Source organism: Rhodococcus sp. BL-253-APC-6A1W, assembly GCF_012843405.1.
Taxonomy (GTDB): domain Bacteria; phylum Actinomycetota; class Actinomycetes; order Mycobacteriales; family Mycobacteriaceae; genus Rhodococcus.
The window spans coordinates 30,608-46,121 of sequence record NZ_JABAFB010000003.1; the positions used below are offsets into that span (position 1 = coordinate 30,608).

At 67.4% G+C, this 15,514-nt stretch carries 12 protein-coding genes; all 12 read right to left on the reverse strand.

The genetic code is table 11. From position 1 onward, the window contains the following. Positions 1-30: 30 nt before the first annotated feature. The 12 genes from nuoN to HF877_RS04810 are packed head-to-tail and all read right to left on the reverse strand — an operon-like array spanning position 31 to position 15,468. Complete coding sequence (gene nuoN / locus HF877_RS04755; RefSeq protein ID WP_169620365.1) at positions 31-1,632, reverse strand: NADH-quinone oxidoreductase subunit NuoN; 1,602 nt, start codon at positions 1,630-1,632, stop codon at positions 31-33. Then, complete coding sequence (locus tag HF877_RS04760; RefSeq protein ID WP_169620039.1) at positions 1,632-3,347, reverse strand: NADH-quinone oxidoreductase subunit M; 1,716 nt, start codon at positions 3,345-3,347, stop codon at positions 1,632-1,634. The genes nuoN and HF877_RS04760 overlap by 1 nt, the downstream gene beginning before the upstream one ends. A 16-nt stretch (positions 3,348-3,363) precedes the next feature. Beyond that, positions 3,364-5,256 carry an NADH-quinone oxidoreductase subunit L gene (gene nuoL / locus HF877_RS04765; RefSeq protein ID WP_169620040.1) on the reverse strand — a complete coding sequence of 631 codons (1,893 nt, stop codon included), beginning with the start codon at positions 5,254-5,256 and terminating at the stop codon, positions 3,364-3,366. 60 nt (positions 5,257-5,316) lie between these two features. Then, positions 5,317-5,616: an NADH-quinone oxidoreductase subunit NuoK gene (gene nuoK, locus HF877_RS04770; RefSeq protein ID WP_169620041.1), complete on the reverse strand. Its 300-nt coding sequence runs from the start codon at positions 5,614-5,616 to the stop codon at positions 5,317-5,319. After that, positions 5,613-6,434: an NADH-quinone oxidoreductase subunit J gene (locus tag HF877_RS04775; protein WP_169620042.1), complete on the reverse strand. Its 822-nt coding sequence runs from the start codon at positions 6,432-6,434 to the stop codon at positions 5,613-5,615. Before HF877_RS04775 ends, nuoK begins: the two co-directional genes overlap by 4 nt. Next, positions 6,434-6,982, reverse strand: a complete 549-nt coding sequence (nuoI, locus tag HF877_RS04780) for an NADH-quinone oxidoreductase subunit NuoI (protein ID WP_169620043.1) — start codon at positions 6,980-6,982, stop codon at positions 6,434-6,436. The genes HF877_RS04775 and nuoI overlap by 1 nt, the downstream gene beginning before the upstream one ends. Next, positions 6,975-8,291, reverse strand: a complete 1,317-nt coding sequence (gene nuoH / locus HF877_RS04785) for an NADH-quinone oxidoreductase subunit NuoH (RefSeq protein ID WP_169620044.1) — start codon at positions 8,289-8,291, stop codon at positions 6,975-6,977. Before nuoH ends, nuoI begins: the two co-directional genes overlap by 8 nt. Further along, complete coding sequence (locus HF877_RS04790) at positions 8,288-10,738, reverse strand: NADH-quinone oxidoreductase subunit G (RefSeq protein WP_169620045.1); 2,451 nt, start codon at positions 10,736-10,738, stop codon at positions 8,288-8,290. The genes nuoH and HF877_RS04790 overlap by 4 nt, the downstream gene beginning before the upstream one ends. Continuing rightward, positions 10,735-12,876, reverse strand: a complete 2,142-nt coding sequence (nuoF, locus tag HF877_RS04795; protein ID WP_169620046.1) for an NADH-quinone oxidoreductase subunit NuoF — start codon at positions 12,874-12,876, stop codon at positions 10,735-10,737. Before nuoF ends, HF877_RS04790 begins: the two co-directional genes overlap by 4 nt. Then, complete coding sequence (gene nuoD, locus HF877_RS04800) at positions 12,873-14,198, reverse strand: NADH dehydrogenase (quinone) subunit D (RefSeq protein WP_169620047.1); 1,326 nt, start codon at positions 14,196-14,198, stop codon at positions 12,873-12,875. Before nuoD ends, nuoF begins: the two co-directional genes overlap by 4 nt. Then, entirely contained in the window at positions 14,198-14,917 is a 720-nt protein-coding gene (locus HF877_RS04805) for an NADH-quinone oxidoreductase subunit C (protein WP_169620048.1), read from the reverse strand. Before HF877_RS04805 ends, nuoD begins: the two co-directional genes overlap by 1 nt. Next, entirely contained in the window at positions 14,914-15,468 is a 555-nt protein-coding gene (locus HF877_RS04810; protein WP_169620049.1) for an NADH-quinone oxidoreductase subunit B, read from the reverse strand. Before HF877_RS04810 ends, HF877_RS04805 begins: the two co-directional genes overlap by 4 nt. Between the last annotated feature and the right edge of the window lie 46 nt (positions 15,469-15,514).

Genomic DNA, 15,514 nt, shown 5'->3' on the forward strand with positions numbered 1-15,514 from the left:
CGACCCGCCGCAGGGGTGATCGTCGGACCGCTACTGCAGGAATCCGACGGCTTGCTCCGCAAGGGAGAGCACCGGGGAAGGCATGATGCCCAGCAGAACGGTGATGACCGCCGCGAACGCCACCACCGCACCTGTGGACGTGCTCGTCGCCGCGAACTCCGGTGGCGACTCGGGTGGATCGTTGAAGAACATCAGCACGATCACCTTGACGTAGAAGTACGCGGCGATGGCACTGGCCAGTACACCGACGATCACCAACGGGACCGCGCCTCCCGCGACCGCAGCACCGAACACCGCGAACTTCGCGATGAACCCGCTGGTGAGCGGGATACCTGCGAGCGAGAGCAGGAACAACGCGAACACCGCGCCGAGGGCGGGATACCTCCTGCCCAGACCGGCCCACCGGGACAGATCCCACGCCTCGCCGTCCGGGTCGCGGACCAGGCTGACCACCGCGAACACGCCGACGGCACCCACGGCGTAGACGAACAGATAGAACAGTGTGGCCGCCACCCCGACCGCGTTCGAGGCCACGACGCCGGTGAGCACGAATCCCGTATGGCTGATGGCCGAGTACGCGAGCATGCGCTTGACGTCGGTTTGGGTCACCGCCAGCACCGCCCCGACGAGCATCGTCGCGATGGCGACGGCCCACAGGATGGGGCGCCAGTCGTCGCTCAGGCCCGGCACCGCGACGTACAGCACTCGCATGAGGGCACCGAATGCGGCGATCTTCGTCGCGGCGGCCATGAAGGCGGTGATCGGTGTGGGCGCTCCCTGATAGACGTCCGGGGTCCACGAATGGAACGGCACCGCACCGATTTTGAACAGCAACCCGACCGACAGCAGGCCGACGCCGATCAGCGCGACCGTCTCGTCTCCGATTCCCGCGGTGACCGCGTAGGCGATCCCGGGCAGTTGCACCGTGCCCGCGTAGCCGTACAGGAGGGCGATTCCGTAGACGAAGAACGCCGACGAGAACGCCCCGAGCAGAAAGTATTTCAGTGCCGCTTCCTGCGAGAGCAGCCGACGCCGGCGGGCGAGTCCGCACAGCAGGTACAGCGGCAACGACAGGACCTCGAGCGCGACGAACATGGTGAGCAGGTCGCCCGACGCGGGAAAGAGCAGCATGCCGCCGATCGCGAACAGTGCCAGGGGAAACACCTCGGTACGGGTGATTCCCGCCGCGGTCGCCTCACGCTCGGCGACACTGCCGGGCAGCGCGGCGGCTTGGGGTGCGAATGCGTCGGTGCGCAGGGGCGCACCCCCGCCGTCGGGTTCCGGGAGAGGCGCGGTCTCGACGCCGCGTTCCGCGACGAGCCCGATGGACAGCACCGACACCACCAGGATCGAGCCCTGCAGGAAGAGCGTGACGCCGTCGATCACGACTGCCCCGCCCACCGTCCACCCTCGGGTGCCGATCAGCAGCACGACCGCTACGAGTGCGGCGATCAGTGCACCGAGACTCAGTACGACGTGCGTGACGTATCGCGCCCGGGACGGAACGAAGGCCTCGACGAGGACTCCGAGGACCGCAGCCGCGAATACGAACAGCATCGGCGCGAGCATGCCGTAGTCGATGTCGGGCGCCGGCAACGACTGTGCGAGCGCGGCTCCGCTGTCGGGAAGTATCACTCGTGGGCCCCTTCCTCGGTGCCGTCACCCGAGCCGTGCTCGGCTACGGGACTGTCCGACGGAACGGTCGGCTCGGGTTGGTCCAGGTCGATGGAGATCAGCGTGGCGTCGACCGCGGGTGTGATCACGTCGAGTACCGGCTGGGGGTAGAGACCGAGGAACAGCAGTACAGCGATGAGCGGTGCCACCACGGCGATTTCGCGCGGCACCAGGTCGGTGACGCGGGTGCCGTGCGGTGCGGCGTCACCGGACGTGTCGCCGCGGACCGGGCCACCCATCATGCGCTGGTACAGCCACAGGATGTAGAGGGCGGAGAGGACCAGCGCCACGGTCGCGATCACGGCGGCGGCCTGGTAGCGGGGATACGTGCCGACGAAGACGAGGAACTCGCTCACGAACGGTGCCAGACCGGGAAGCGAGAGCGTCGCCAGGCCCGCGACCAGGAACGTGCCGGCCAGGACGGGAGCCACCTTCTGCACCCCGCCGTAGGCGGCGATCGCACGGGAACCTCTGCGCGAGACCAGGAATCCCGCGATGAGGAACAATGCTGCGGTCGAGACGCCATGGTTGACCATGTACAGCGTCGACCCGGTCTGACCTTGCGCGGTCATCGCGAAGATGCCGAGCACGATGAAACCGAAGTGCGAGATGGAGGTGTAGGCGATCAGCCGCATCACGTCCGTCTGGCCGATCGCGAGCATCGCGCCGTAGACGATTCCCACGACCGCCAGCGTGACCACCACGGGCGCGAAATACACCGACGCTTCCGGAAACAATTGCAGGCAGTACCGCAGCATGCCGAAGGTGCCGACCTTGTCGACCACCGCCATCATGAGCACCGCGGCCGCCGGGGTGGTCTGCACCGCCGCGTCGGGAAGCCATCCGTGCAGCGGCCACAGCGGCGCCTTGACCGCGAAAGCAACCATGAAACCGAGGAACAGGAAGTTGAGTACGACCGGTGCGACACCGAGATCCCCGGCCGCTGCGGCCTCGGTGATCACCCGGATGTCGAAGGTGCCGAACCCGGGGTCGCTGCCCAGTCCCGCCCGCGCGGTCACCACGTAGAGGCCGACCACGGCGGCGAGCATGACGAGACCACCGAGCAGGTTGTAAAGCAGGAATTTCACGGCGGCGCGCGACCGGGTACCACGGTCGCTGCCCCGGCCTCCGAAACCCGCGATGAGGAAGTACATCGGGATGAGCATGGCCTCGAAGAACACGTAGAACAGCAGCACGTCCAGTGCCGTGAACGAGACCAGCACCATCGATTCGACGAGCAGTATCAGCGCGACATAGGTGTGCGCGGAGCGGGGCCGTGACCGTTCTGCGCGGTCGCCGGACTCACGAGCGTGGGCATATCGTTCGTCGGCGTCCCGTTCGTCGGAGTCACGGCCGTCGTTCCACCCCGCCATCATGAGCAGTGGCACCAGGGCTGCTGTGAGCAGGACGAGCACGAGGGCGATGCCGTCGATGCCGAGCCGGTATCCGGAACCGAAAGACGGTATCCACGGCTGTGATTCGACGAACTGGAAACGGTCACCGGACGGATCGAAGCCGGCAGCCAGCCCGATACCGACGAGCAGGACCGCGACAGCCACCCCGAGCCCGAGCATCCTCGCCCCGGAGGCCATCCGGGCAGGCAGAGAAAAGACGAGCACTGCGCCGATCAGCGGGAGGACCCACAGGATCGTCAGCCAGGGCACGGTGGTCACGAGCGCTTCACCCCCATCACAGTCTCACCAGCATCAGGGCGCCGACGACGATCGTGGCGCCCGCGAACATGTAGAGGGCGTACGACCGGACGAACCCGGTCTGAAGACAACGCAACCGGCGGGACACACCACCGACGACGGCGGCCGTTCCGTCGATCGTGCCGTCGATTCCGCGGCTTTCGACCTCACCGAGCGCACTCACCGCCACCTGCCCGGGTCGCATGAAGACCTCTTCGTTCACGGTGTCGCCGTAGAGGTCCCGGCGGGCGGCAGTCGTGAACGACGACACGTCGACCGGGGCGGATTCCGGCACCGGCCGCGTCGCGTACTGCCGGTACGCCACGGCGACTCCGATCGCGACCACAGCGAGAGTGAGCGTCGTGACCAGCCACACCGGCAACCCGCCGCCGTGCGGTGCGACCCCCACCACCGGTTCGAGCCAGTGCTCGAGCGCCCCGCCGGCGACCAGCGCACCCCCCGCGGCCACCGATCCGATCGCAAGCACGATCATCGGCCACGTCATGATCCGCGGTGCTTCGTGCGGTTCGACGGGTTCGTCCCACCGCCGTTCTCCGAAGAACGTCATGATCATGACGCGGCTCATGTAGAACGCGGTCAGCCCCGCGCCGAGCAGCGCCGCACTCCCCAGTACGGCTCCCCCCACACCGCCCTCGGCGAAGGCGACCTCGATGATCTTGTCCTTGGAGAAGAACCCGGAGAACGGCGGAACCCCGATGATCGCGAGGTATCCGAGACCGAACGTGGCGAAGGTGATGGGCATGACCGTCCGCAGCCCGCCGAATCGTCGCATGTCGGTCTCGTCGTTCATCGCGTGCATCACCGAGCCCGCGCCGAGGAACAACCCCGCCTTGAAGAATCCGTGGGTGAGCAGATGCAGGATCGCGAAGACGCATCCGGCGGGTCCCAGCCCGGCGGCGAGCACCATGTACCCGATCTGGCTCATCGTGGACGCGGCGAGCGCTTTCTTGATGTCGTCCTTCGCGCAGCCGATGATCGCGCCGAACAACAACGTGGCAGCGCCGACGATCACCACGGCGAGCCGCGCGGCGGGCGCGGCCTCGAAGACCGTGTTCGCCCGGACGATGAGATAGACGCCGGCGGTGACCATCGTCGCCGCGTGGATGAGCGCCGAGACGGGAGTCGGGCCTTCCATCGCGTCGCCGAGCCACGATTGCAGCGGCAGCTGTGCCGATTTCGCGCATGCGGCGAGCAGCAGCATCAAGCCCAGCGCGGTGACGATCCCCTCGCTCGCGTCCGGTACGGCAGCGAACACCGTGTCGTAGTCCAGGGAGCCGAAGGTGGCGAACATGATCATGAGCGCGACGAGCAGTCCCATGTCTCCCACGCGGTTGACCACGAACGCCTTCTTCGCGGCCGTCGCCGCGGAGGGCTTGTGCTGCCAGAAACCGATCAGCAGGTACGACGCGAGACCCACGCCCTCCCAGCCGAGGTACAGGACGAGGAAGTTGTCGGCGAGAACGAGCACCAGCATCGCCGCGAGGAACAGGTTGAGGTACGCGAAGAACTTCCGCCGGGCGGCGTCGTGAGCCATGTATCCGACCGAGTAGAGGTGGATCAGCGCCCCCACCCCGGTGATCAGCAGCACGAAACACACCGACAGCTGGTCGATCCGGAGCCCGAAGTCGACCTGCAGCCCGCCGACGGACACCCACTCGAACAGGGTCTGCCCGGTGCTGCGTGCGTCGGCGTCCGTGCCGAGCATCTGCGCGAACACCACCGCCCCGAGTACGAACGACACGAGTGCGGTGCCGCAGCCGAGCAGGTGACCCCACCTGTCGCTGCGGTGCCCCGCGAGTAGTAGTACCGCTGCCCCGAACAGTGGGATCGCGGGGATCAACCAGAGTGCCGACGAGGGGAACGAGTTCATGTCCTGTGTCCTCTCGGCGCGTCGTGGTTCGTCACTCTCACCGTCCTTTGGGGGCGACCGTCAGTATTTGAGAAGATCCGCGTTGTCCACCGAGGCGGAGCGACGAGTCCGGAAGATGGTGACGATGATCGCGAGTCCCACCACCACTTCGGCTGCAGCGACCACCATCGTGAAGAAGGCGAAGACCTGACCGTGCAGGTTGCCGTGCATTCTCGCGAACGTGACGAAGGCGAGATTCGCAGCGTTCAGCATGAGTTCGATGCACATGAAGACGACGATCGCGTTGCGCCGCAACAGCACTCCGGAGGCGCCGATCGTGAACAGCAATGCCGAGAGGTAGAGATAGTTCTCCGGATTCACGGCCGTTCCCCCTCGTCACGGTCAGGCCGGGCCTCCCCTTGCTCCGCGGGGCCCGGGATGCCGAGATCGGCAGGCCCCCAGCCGCGCCCGATCCGCCGCAACAGCGGACCGACGGAACTGTCCGCGAACGAGCCGTCGGGGAGCATCGCCGGAACGTCGGCGGCGTTGTGCCGGGCATAGACGCCCGGTCCGGGCAGCGGAGTCACCCGGCCGCCGTTGCGGAACCGTTCCTCGGAGAGTTCACGCTGGGTGCGCCGCGGCCCGAGCCGTTCCCGGTGCGCGAGCACCATCGCGCCGATGGTCGCGGTGATCAGCAGAGCGCCGGTGAGTTCGAAGGCCCAGACGTAGTCCAAAAACAGCAGTACCGAGAGTTCTTCGACATTTCCGGCTGCGTCGGCGGAGTCGAAGCCGACAAAGCCCGTCACCGCAGCGTTTCCGAGTCCGCCGATCAGCAGCACCCCGAAGCCGATTCCCACCGCGATGGCGAGAACGCGCTGTGCGCGCAGTGTCTCGACCAGCGAGTCCGACGAGTCGATGCCCACGAGCATGAGCACGAACAGGAACAACATCATGACGGCACCGGTGTACACGACCACCTGCACGACACCGAGGAACAACGCTCCCTGGGCGATGTAGAACACGGCGAGCACCACCATGGTCATCGCGAGGAAGATCGCCGAATAGACGGCCTTCGCCGCGCCGACGACGCCGAGTGCACCGATCACCGCGACGGTCGCGAGAATCCAGAACTGCACCCCTTCCCCGGTAGAGGTGCGGGTGAGTTCCTGGGCGAGCAGCATTGTTCCCGGCGCACCCATCACTGTTGCCCTTCCGTCGGAGCCGACGCATCGCTGTCGTCCACCGGCGGGACGGTGCCGCGGTAGTAGTCCTCGTCCGTGGCGCCCGGCGACATGGGATGCGGCGCCGGCTGCATTCCGTCCTGGAGCGGCGCGAGAAGGCGATCCTTGTCGTAGATCAGATCGGTGCGGTTGTCGTCGACCATCTCGTAGTCGTTGGTCATCGTCAGGGCGCGGGTGGGGCACGCCTCGATGCACAGTCCGCAGCCGATACAGCGCAGGTAGTTGATCTGGTAGACGCGTCCGTATCGCTCACCCGGCGAATACCGTTCGCTCTCGGTGTTGTCCGCTCCCTCGACGTAGATGGCGTCGGCCGGGCACGCCCACGCGCAGAGTTCGCACCCGATGCACTTCTCGAGTCCGTCCGCGTACCGATTGAGCTGGTGGCGACCGTGGTAACGCTCGGCGGTCGGATTCTTTTCTTCCGGATAGAACTCGGTGTTGGGCTTTTTGAACATGGTCGAAAAGGTCACGCCGAAACCGGCGAGCGGGCCGAGGAATTCAGACATTGCTCTCCTCCTGGGTTGTGGCCGGCGCACTCGCGGGCAGTTGCCCGGGCAAGGGAGGCACCGGGTATCCGCCCATCGTGGGGTCGTGCCGGACGGGCGGCCCGGCTGTGCCGGTGCCGGGGTCGTTTCGGGGGTCGGCCGCACGACGCCAGCGGTACCCGAGGTACCAGAACGACACCGCCGAGACGGCGATGCCCGCGACGACGAGCGATGCGGTGCCGGGCAGGCGTCCTTCGCCGGCGAGAAGAACGATGACGGCGACCACCATCACCCACACCACGGCGATCGGGATGAGCACCTTCCATCCCAGTGCCATGAACTGGTCGTATCGCAGGCGGGGCAGCGTGGCCCGGAGCCACACGAACACGAACAGCACCAGCCAGATCTTCACGACGAACCACAGCAGCGGCCACCATCCGGTGTTCGCTCCGTCCCAGATGCTCAGCGGCCACGGCGCGCGCCAGCCACCGAGGAACAGCGTGGTGGCCAGCCCGGAGACGGTGATCATGTTGACGTACTCGGCAAGCATGAACATCGCGAACCGGAGCGAGGAGTATTCGGTGTGGAACCCACCGACGAGTTCGCCCTCAGCTTCGGGAAGGTCGAACGGCGCCCGGTTCGTCTCACCGACCATCGACACGCAGTAGATGAGGAATGCGGGCAACAGCAGCAGAGCGAACCAGATCCCCGTCTGCTCGGCGACGATCCCCGACGTCGACATGGTGCCGGCGAGCAGGAAGACGGCGGCGAAACACAGTCCCATCGCGATCTCGTACGAAATGACCTGCGCCGTCGAACGCAATCCGCCCAGCAGCGGGTACGTCGATCCCGACGCCCATCCGGCGAGCACGATCCCGTACACACCGATCGAGGTGACGGCGAGGATGTAGAGCACGGCGACGGGAAGGTCGGTCAGCTGCAGCGGCGTGCGTTCTCCGAACACGGACACCACGGGACCGAACGGGATGACCGCGAAGGCCATGAGCGCGGGGGCGGTCGCGAGCACGGGCGCAAGCAGGTAGAGGGGTTTGTCCACCCCGCTCGGGGTGATGCCTTCCTTGAGACCGAGTTTGATGCCGTCCGCGACGGTTTGCAGCAGTCCCTTCGGTCCGACCCGGTCCGGTCCGACCCGCATCTGCATCCATGCCATGACCTTGCGTTCCGCGAGGATCAGCACGAGCGTGGTGAGCACCAGGAAGGCGAAGACCAGCAGGGCTTTGACGATCACGAGCCACCAGGGGTCGATCCCGAACATCGACAGGTCGACCTCCCGCGCTGTGGGCACGGACCGGTCGGCGGAGATGATCATTGCGGTACCTCCGTATCCGGAAGCGCGGCACGGATACCCACCACGTCACCGGCCGTCGCGGCGAGGTGTTCGTGGACGCCCGCACCGGGCGAGGCCGTCGGGAGCCAGACCACCCGCTCGGGGAGCGCGTCGATCACGAGCGGCAATGTGATCTCACCGCGTTCGGTGAACACCGTGATCGATTCGCCGTCGCGGGCACCGATCTCGGCGGCCGTCGGCTCCGACAGCCGCACGACCGGTACCCGCGCGGTCCCGGCGAGATTCGGCTCACCGTCCTGGAGCCGTCCCGCGTCGAGCAGCATCCGCCAGGTGGCCAGAACCGCTTCGCCCGGTCCGGGGCGTTCGCGTTCGGTGGAGACGACGTCGGGAAGCGGTGCGTCCGGTGCCGGACGGTCACCCACACGGCCGAGTTCGGTTCGCGCCGAGGCGGTGTCGGACGCACCGAGATCGATGTCCATGGCGTCGGCGATCGCGTGCAGTACACGCTGGTCGGGCATCGAGTCGGCCTCGCGCAGTGCGATTCCGAAGGGTCGTGCCCTGCCCTCCCAGTCGACGAACGTGCCGGACTTTTCGGCCACGGACGCGACGGGAAATACGACATCGGCACGGTCGGTGACCTCACTGCGGCGCATTTCGAGACTGACGACGAACGGCGCGGCGACGAGCGCCGCCCGCGCCGCGTCCGGGTCGGGCAGATCGGCGATCTCCACCCCGGCGACGACCAGAGCGCCGAGATCGCCCGCTGCCGTGGCCTCGAGCATCGCGGCGGTGTCGCGGCCGGGAACGTCCGGAAGATCGTCCGCCGAAGGCAGATTCCATGCCGTCGCGACCTCGCGCCGCGCGTCGGCGTCGGTGACGGCACGGCCACCGGGAAGCAACGCCGGGAACGCGCCCGCATCGAGTGCGCCGCGTTCCCCGGCGCGCCGCGGGATCCACGCCAGGCGCGCACCCGTGGCGTCGGCGAGTCGGGCGGCGGCGGTGAGTCCGCCCGGGGCACCGGCAAGACGCTCCCCTACGAGAACGAGTGCTCCGTCGCGGCGCAGGAGGTCGGTGTCGACATCCTGCCGGTCACCCGAGCGCAGCGCGTCGAGCAGTTCCGCCTCGGTGCCGGGTACGCACCCGAGCACGCGGGCCTGCATTTTCTTCGCACCGGCACCGGCATACGGTGCGACGGCCCAGACCGCGGTGCGCCCGGCCCGGACGGCTTTGCGCAACCGGAGGAACACGATGGGCGATTCCTCTTCGGGTTCGACACCGACCAGGAGCACGACCGGCGCGTTCTCGAGGTCGCGATAGGTGACACCGACGCCGCGCCCCGCGACGCGGGTGGCGAGGAACCGGGTCTCCTCCGCCGAGTGGACCCGGGACCGGAAGTCGATGTCGTTGGTCCGGAGCGCGACGCGGGCGAATTTCGCGTACGTGTAGGCATCCTCCCGGGTGAGCCGCCCGCCGACCAGTACCCCGGCCGCGCCCTGGGCGGCTTTCAGGCCGCGCGCCGCCACCGCCAGTGCCATGGGCCAGGACGCGGGGACGAGTTCACCCGACTCGTCGCGAACCAGCGGACCGGTGATCCGGTCGGGCAGCGTGGCGTACGCGAACGCCCACCGGCCCTTGTCGCAGTTCCACTCCTCGTTGACCTCCGGATCGTCGCCGGCGAGTCGCCGGAGCACCACGCCGCGACGATGGTCGGTGCGCTGTGCGCAGCCGCTGGCGCAGTGTTCGCACACGCTCGGGCTGGACACGAGATCGAACGGCCTCGCCCGGAACCGGTAGGCGGCGCCGGTGAGCGCCCCGACAGGACAGACCTGCACGGTGTTTCCCGAGAAGTACGACTCGAACGGTTCTTCGGTGTAGATCCCGACCTGTTGCCGTGCCCCACGCTCGAGCATGTCGACGAAGGGATCGCCGGCGATCTGGTCCGAGAAGCGGGTGCAGCGCGCGCACAGGACGCAGCGTTCCCGGTCGAGCAGCACCTGCGACGAGATCGCGATCGGCTTGGGGTACGTGCGCTTTTCTTCGATGTACCGGGATTCGGCGCGACCGTTGCTCAATGCCTGGTTCTGCAACGGGCATTCACCACCCTTGTCGCACACCGGGCAGTCGAGCGGATGGTTGATGAGCAGCAACTCCATGACACCGCGCTGCGCTTTGTCCGCCACCGGCGAGGTGGCCTGGCTCCGGACGACCATGCCGTCGGTCACCACGGTGGTGCACGAGGCGAGCGGTTTGCGCTGCCCTTCGACGTCCACCAGGCACTGCCGGCACGCTCCGACCGGGTCGAGCAACGGGTGGTCACAGAAGCGAGGGATCTGCACGCCGACGAGTTCGGCCGCGCGGATCACCAATGTTCCCTTGGGAACACGGATTTCGATGTCGTCGATGGTGACGGTGACCTGATCGTCCGCCGGGGCGGCGCCGACCGGGTCCGTTCCTGGAGCTGAACTCATGAAGTCTCCTCGCGTACTGCGCCGGCGGCGAGTGTGGCGCTGTGCGGATCGAAGGGGCAGCAGCCCTGTTCGACGTGCGCGCGGTACTCGTCGCGGAAGTATCCGATCGACGAGGTGATCGGACTCGTCGCGCCGTCGCCGAGTGCGCAGAACGCCCGGCCCAGGATGTTGTCGGAGATGTCGAGCAAGGTGGCGAGGTCCTCTTCGGTGCCCCGGCCCGCCTCGAGCCGCTCGAGGATCTGCACGAGCCACCACGTGCCTTCGCGGCACGGGGTGCATTTCCCGCACGACTCGTGGGCGTAGAACTCGCTCCAGCGCAACACCGTCCGGACCACGCACGTCGTGTCGTCGAAGATCTGCAGGGCACGTGTCCCGAGCATCGACCCTGCGGCGCCGACACTTTCGTAGTCGAGCGGTGTGTCGAGATGCTCGGCGGTGAAGATCGGTGTGGACGATCCGCCCGGAGTCCAGAACTTCAGCTCGTGACCGGAACGGACACCGCCCGCGTACTCGAGCAGTTCGCGCAGCGTGATCCCGAGCGGAGCCTCGTACTGCCCCGGGGTCGTGACGTGCCCGGACAAGGAGAACAGGGCGAAGCCCGGAGACTTCTCGGTGCCCATCGACCGATACCACTCGACTCCGTTGCGGATGATCGGCGGCACGTTGGCGATGGATTCGACGTTGTTGACCACGGTGGGGCACGCGTACAGACCCGCGACCGCCGGGAACGGCGGCCGCAGACGCGGCTGCCCGCGGCGACCTTCGAGCGAGTCGAGCAGCGCGGTTTCCTCACCGCAGATGTAGGCGCCGGCGCCGGCGTGCACGACGAGATCGAGGTCGTATCCGGAGCCGAGGATGTCGTTGCCGAGGTACCCGGCGGCGTACGCGTCGGCGACAGCGGCCTGCAACCGCCGCAGTACCGGAACAGCCTCACCGCGGAGGTACACGAACGCGTGCCGCGCGCGGATCGCGTAGGCCGCGATGATCGCTCCTTCGAGGAGGGCGTGCGGAGTGGCGAACAGGAGCGGGATGTCCTTGCAGGTTCCGGGCTCGGATTCGTCAGCGTTGACGACGAGGTAGTGGGGCTTGTCGTCACCCTGCGGAATGAACGACCACTTGGTGCCGGTGGAGAACCCCGCGCCCCCACGCCCGCGCAGGCCCGCGTCCTTGACCGCCGACACCACGGCGTCGGGTTCCATGCCGAGGGCGATCGGCAACGCCTCGTAACCGTGCTGACGGCGGTACGCGTCGAGAGTCCACGCCTCGTCGTCGCCCCAGGACCGCGTGAGCACGGGCGTCAGAGCCGTCCCCACGTTCCCGAGATCGCTGTCGGCGCGGGCGTCACCGTCGCGTGGCGCCGGCGGGGCGGCCATACCGCGATCGCGAGCGACGCGCAGACCGGCCAGCGAGGCGCCACCTGCGGTGCCGCCGGCTTCGAGCGCGCCGTCGCGTTCGTCGGGGAATCCGGCGAGCAACCGGGAGGTGTCGCGGAACGTCGTGAGCGCGGCGCCGCGGGTGGGCTGAGGCGGCCGCCCCGCACGGAGGTCGCCGACGAGGTCGACCGCGGACTCCACGGACGCGTTGTCGAACAGTTCCCAGTTGACGGTCATCACGGGGGCGAAATCGCAGGCGGCGTTGCATTCGATGTGCTCGAGCGTGATCGCGCCGTCCTCGGTGGTCTCGCCGTTGGCGACGCCGAGATGATCCCGCACCGCTTCGAAGATCTCGTCACCGCCCATGACCGCGCAGAGCGCGTTCGTGCACACTCCGACGTGGTAGGTGCCGGTGGGCTTGCGCCGGTACATGGTGTAGAAAGTGGCAACCGCAGCGACCTCCGCGCCGGACAATCCCAGTTGCCGGGCGCAGAATTCGAGTCCTGCGGGCGTGATGTAGCTGTCCTCGGCCTGGACGAGGTGCAGCAGCGGAAGCAGGGCGGAGCGGCCGTGGGGGTAGCGGCCGATGATCTCGGCGGCATCCTTCTCGAGCCGGGCGAGCACGTCGTCGGGATAGCTCCGGCGTGCACCGGGGCGCACGATCGAGGCGTCTTCTTCCGGTCGCGGCCCGAGCGGAAGGAAGACCGGTTCCTGCCCTCCGGTGGGAACGGGTGTGTCTCCCTTGTGGACGTATTCGGTGCTCATCGGTCCACCCCACCCATCACCGGATCGATACTCGCGAGCGAGGCGATCACGTCGGACACCATGCCGCCCTCACACATCGCGGCCACCGCCTGGAGGTTCGTGAACGACGGGTCGCGGTAGTGCACCCGGTAGGGCCGTGTGCCGCCGTCGCTGACCATGTGGACCCCCAATTCGCCGCGAGGCGACTCGACCGAGACGTACACCTGGCCCGCGGGCACCCGCAGTCCTTCGGTGACGAGCTTGAAATGGTGGATCAGTCCCTCCATGGACGTGCCCATGATCCGGCGGACGTGCTCGGGGGAATTGCCGAGACCGTCGCCGCCGCGGGTGAGTTGCGACGGCCACGCGATTTTCCTGTCCTCCACCATCACCGGGCCCGGGCGGAGCCGGTCGAGACACTGTTCGACGATCTTCAGCGACTCCTTCATTTCACCGATCCGGATCCGGTACCTGCCGTAACAGTCGCTGCCGGTGTCGGTGACCACGTCGAATTCGTAGTTCTCGTATCCGCAGTACGGCTGCGCCTTGCGCAGGTCGTGCGGCAGTCCGGTCGACCGCAGGATCGGCCCGGTGACCCCCAGCGCCATGCACCCGGTCAGGTCGAGGTAGCCGATACCCCGGGTGCGCGAGATGAAGATCGGGTTGTCGTCGAGAAGCATTTCCATGTCGCGGATCCTCGAGGGCAGGATCGCCAGCAGATCGCGGATCTTCGGGACCGCGTCGGACGGGAGATCCTGGACCAGCCCGCCCGGCCGGATGTACGCGTGGTTCATCCGAAGTCCGGTGATGGTTTCGAAGACGTCGAGGATCAGTTCGCGCTCGCGGAAGCCGAACAGCATCGGCGTGGTGGCGCCGAGTTCCATGCCTCCGGTCGCGAGGGCGACCATGTGCGAGGAAATCCGATTGAGTTCCATGAGCATCACCCGGATGACGTCGGCCCGCTCGGGCACGAGATGGGTGATGTCGAGCAGTTTCTCCACGCCGAGGCAGTACGCAGCCTCGTTGAAGAACGGCGCGAGGTAGTCCATGCGGGTGACGAACGTGACGCCCTGCGTCCAGTTGCGGTATTCGACGTTCTTCTCGATACCGGTGTGCAGATAGCCGATACTGCATCGCGCTTCGGTGATGGTTTCGCCGTCGATCTCGAGGACGAGCCGAAGGACGCCGTGCGTGGACGGGTGCTGCGGGCCCATGTTGACCACGATGTGGTCTTCACCCGCCGCCGCGGCGGCCGTGACGACCTCGTCCCAGTCCTGGCCGGATGCGGTGAGGATGGTGGTGTCGTCACGCGCGCCGCCGGACGTGGCTGCTGTGTCGCTCATCAGCTGTATGCCCTCCGTTCGTCCGGAGGCGCGATGGTGGCGCCCTTGTACTCCACGGGGATCCCGCCGAGCGGGTAGTCCTTGCGCTGGGGATGCCCGGACCAGTCGTCGGGCATCTCGATGCGGGTCAGCGCGGGGTGACCGTCGAACCTGATCCCGAAGAAGTCGTACGTTTCACGCTCGTGCCAGTCGTTGGTCGGATAGATGGCGTAGAGCGACGGGATGTGCGGATCGGACTCCGGCGCAGTGACTTCGAGTCGCACGCGCCGGTTGTGCGTGATGGACATGAGGGCGTACACCGCGTGGAGTTCGCGGCCGGTCTCCTCCGGATAGTGCACCCCGCTGACTCCCAGGCACAGTTCGAACCGCAACGCGGCGTCGTTGCGCAGGGCGAGGGCGACACGCGGCAGATGCTCTCGGCGGACATGGATCGTCATTTCGTCGCGGAAGACGACGATCTTCTCGACCGCGTCGGCGAATCCCTCCCCCGCGGTGGGCGCGAGCGCATCGTCGAGGGCGTCGGCCACGTCGTCGAAATAGCCGCCGTAGGGCCGGGGCGAACTGCCGGGCAGGGTGATCCTCCGTACGAGGCGCCCGTACCCGGAGGTGTCGCCGCTGTCGCGGGCACCGAACATGCCGCGCCGGACATCGATCTGCTCCCTGCCGGTCTCGGGGCCGATCTGTTCCCGGCCGGCCTCAGTGGGGTGTTCGCCCGTCATCGCCGAGGCACCGTCAACTCGATGAGCGGGCGTGCCGAGAGTGCGGCCTCCTCGGCTGCGCGCACAGCGTCCGCGCGGTTGGCACCGAGAGGCATGTGCGCGATCTTCTCGTGCAGCGCCAGAATCGCGTGGATCAGCATTTCCGGGCGCGGGGGGCACCCGGGTAGGTAGATATCGACCGGCACCACATGGTCGACGCCCTGGACGATGGCGTAATTGTTGAACATGCCGCCCGACGATGCGCACACCCCCATGGAGAGCACCCATTTGGGCTCGACCATCTGGTCGTAGACCTGGCGCAGCGCCGGCGCCATCTTCTGGCTCACCCGGCCGGCGACGATCATGACGTCGGCCTGCCGGGGGGACGCCCGGAAGGCTTCCATTCCGAATCGTGCGAGGTCGTAGCGGCCTCCCGCGGTGGACATCATTTCGATCGCGCAGCACGCGAGTCCGAAGGACGCCGGCCACAGCGAACCCTTGCGTGCGAATCCTGCGAGGGTTTCGACCGTGCTCAGCAGAAATCCGCTCGGCACCTTCTCCTCGAGACCCATGTTCGACTCCTACCACTTGCGTCGTTGGTGTGGATCACTTTCGCGC

What these genes read in the sequence shown, in the direction of transcription:
- HF877_RS04790 (WP_169620045.1), bottom strand. Translation starts at nt 10,738, where the DNA reads ATGAGTTCAGCTCCAGGAACGGACCCGGTCGGCGCCGCCCCGGCGGAC.
- nuoL (WP_169620040.1), bottom strand. Translation starts at nt 5,256, where the DNA reads ATGAACTCGTTCCCCTCGTCGGCACTCTGGTTGATCCCCGCGATCCCA.
- nuoF (WP_169620046.1), bottom strand. Translation starts at nt 12,876, where the DNA reads ATGAGCACCGAATACGTCCACAAGGGAGACACACCCGTTCCCACCGGA.
- nuoH (WP_169620044.1), bottom strand. Translation starts at nt 8,291, where the DNA reads ATGATCATCTCCGCCGACCGGTCCGTGCCCACAGCGCGGGAGGTCGAC.
- nuoI (WP_169620043.1), bottom strand. Translation starts at nt 6,982, where the DNA reads ATGTCTGAATTCCTCGGCCCGCTCGCCGGTTTCGGCGTGACCTTTTCG.
- HF877_RS04810 (WP_169620049.1), bottom strand. Translation starts at nt 15,468, where the DNA reads ATGGGTCTCGAGGAGAAGGTGCCGAGCGGATTTCTGCTGAGCACGGTC.
- HF877_RS04775 (WP_169620042.1), bottom strand. Translation starts at nt 6,434, where the DNA reads ATGGGTGCGCCGGGAACAATGCTGCTCGCCCAGGAACTCACCCGCACC.
- nuoD (WP_169620047.1), bottom strand. Translation starts at nt 14,198, where the DNA reads ATGAGCGACACAGCAGCCACGTCCGGCGGCGCGCGTGACGACACCACC.
- HF877_RS04805 (WP_169620048.1), bottom strand. Translation starts at nt 14,917, where the DNA reads ATGACGGGCGAACACCCCACTGAGGCCGGCCGGGAACAGATCGGCCCC.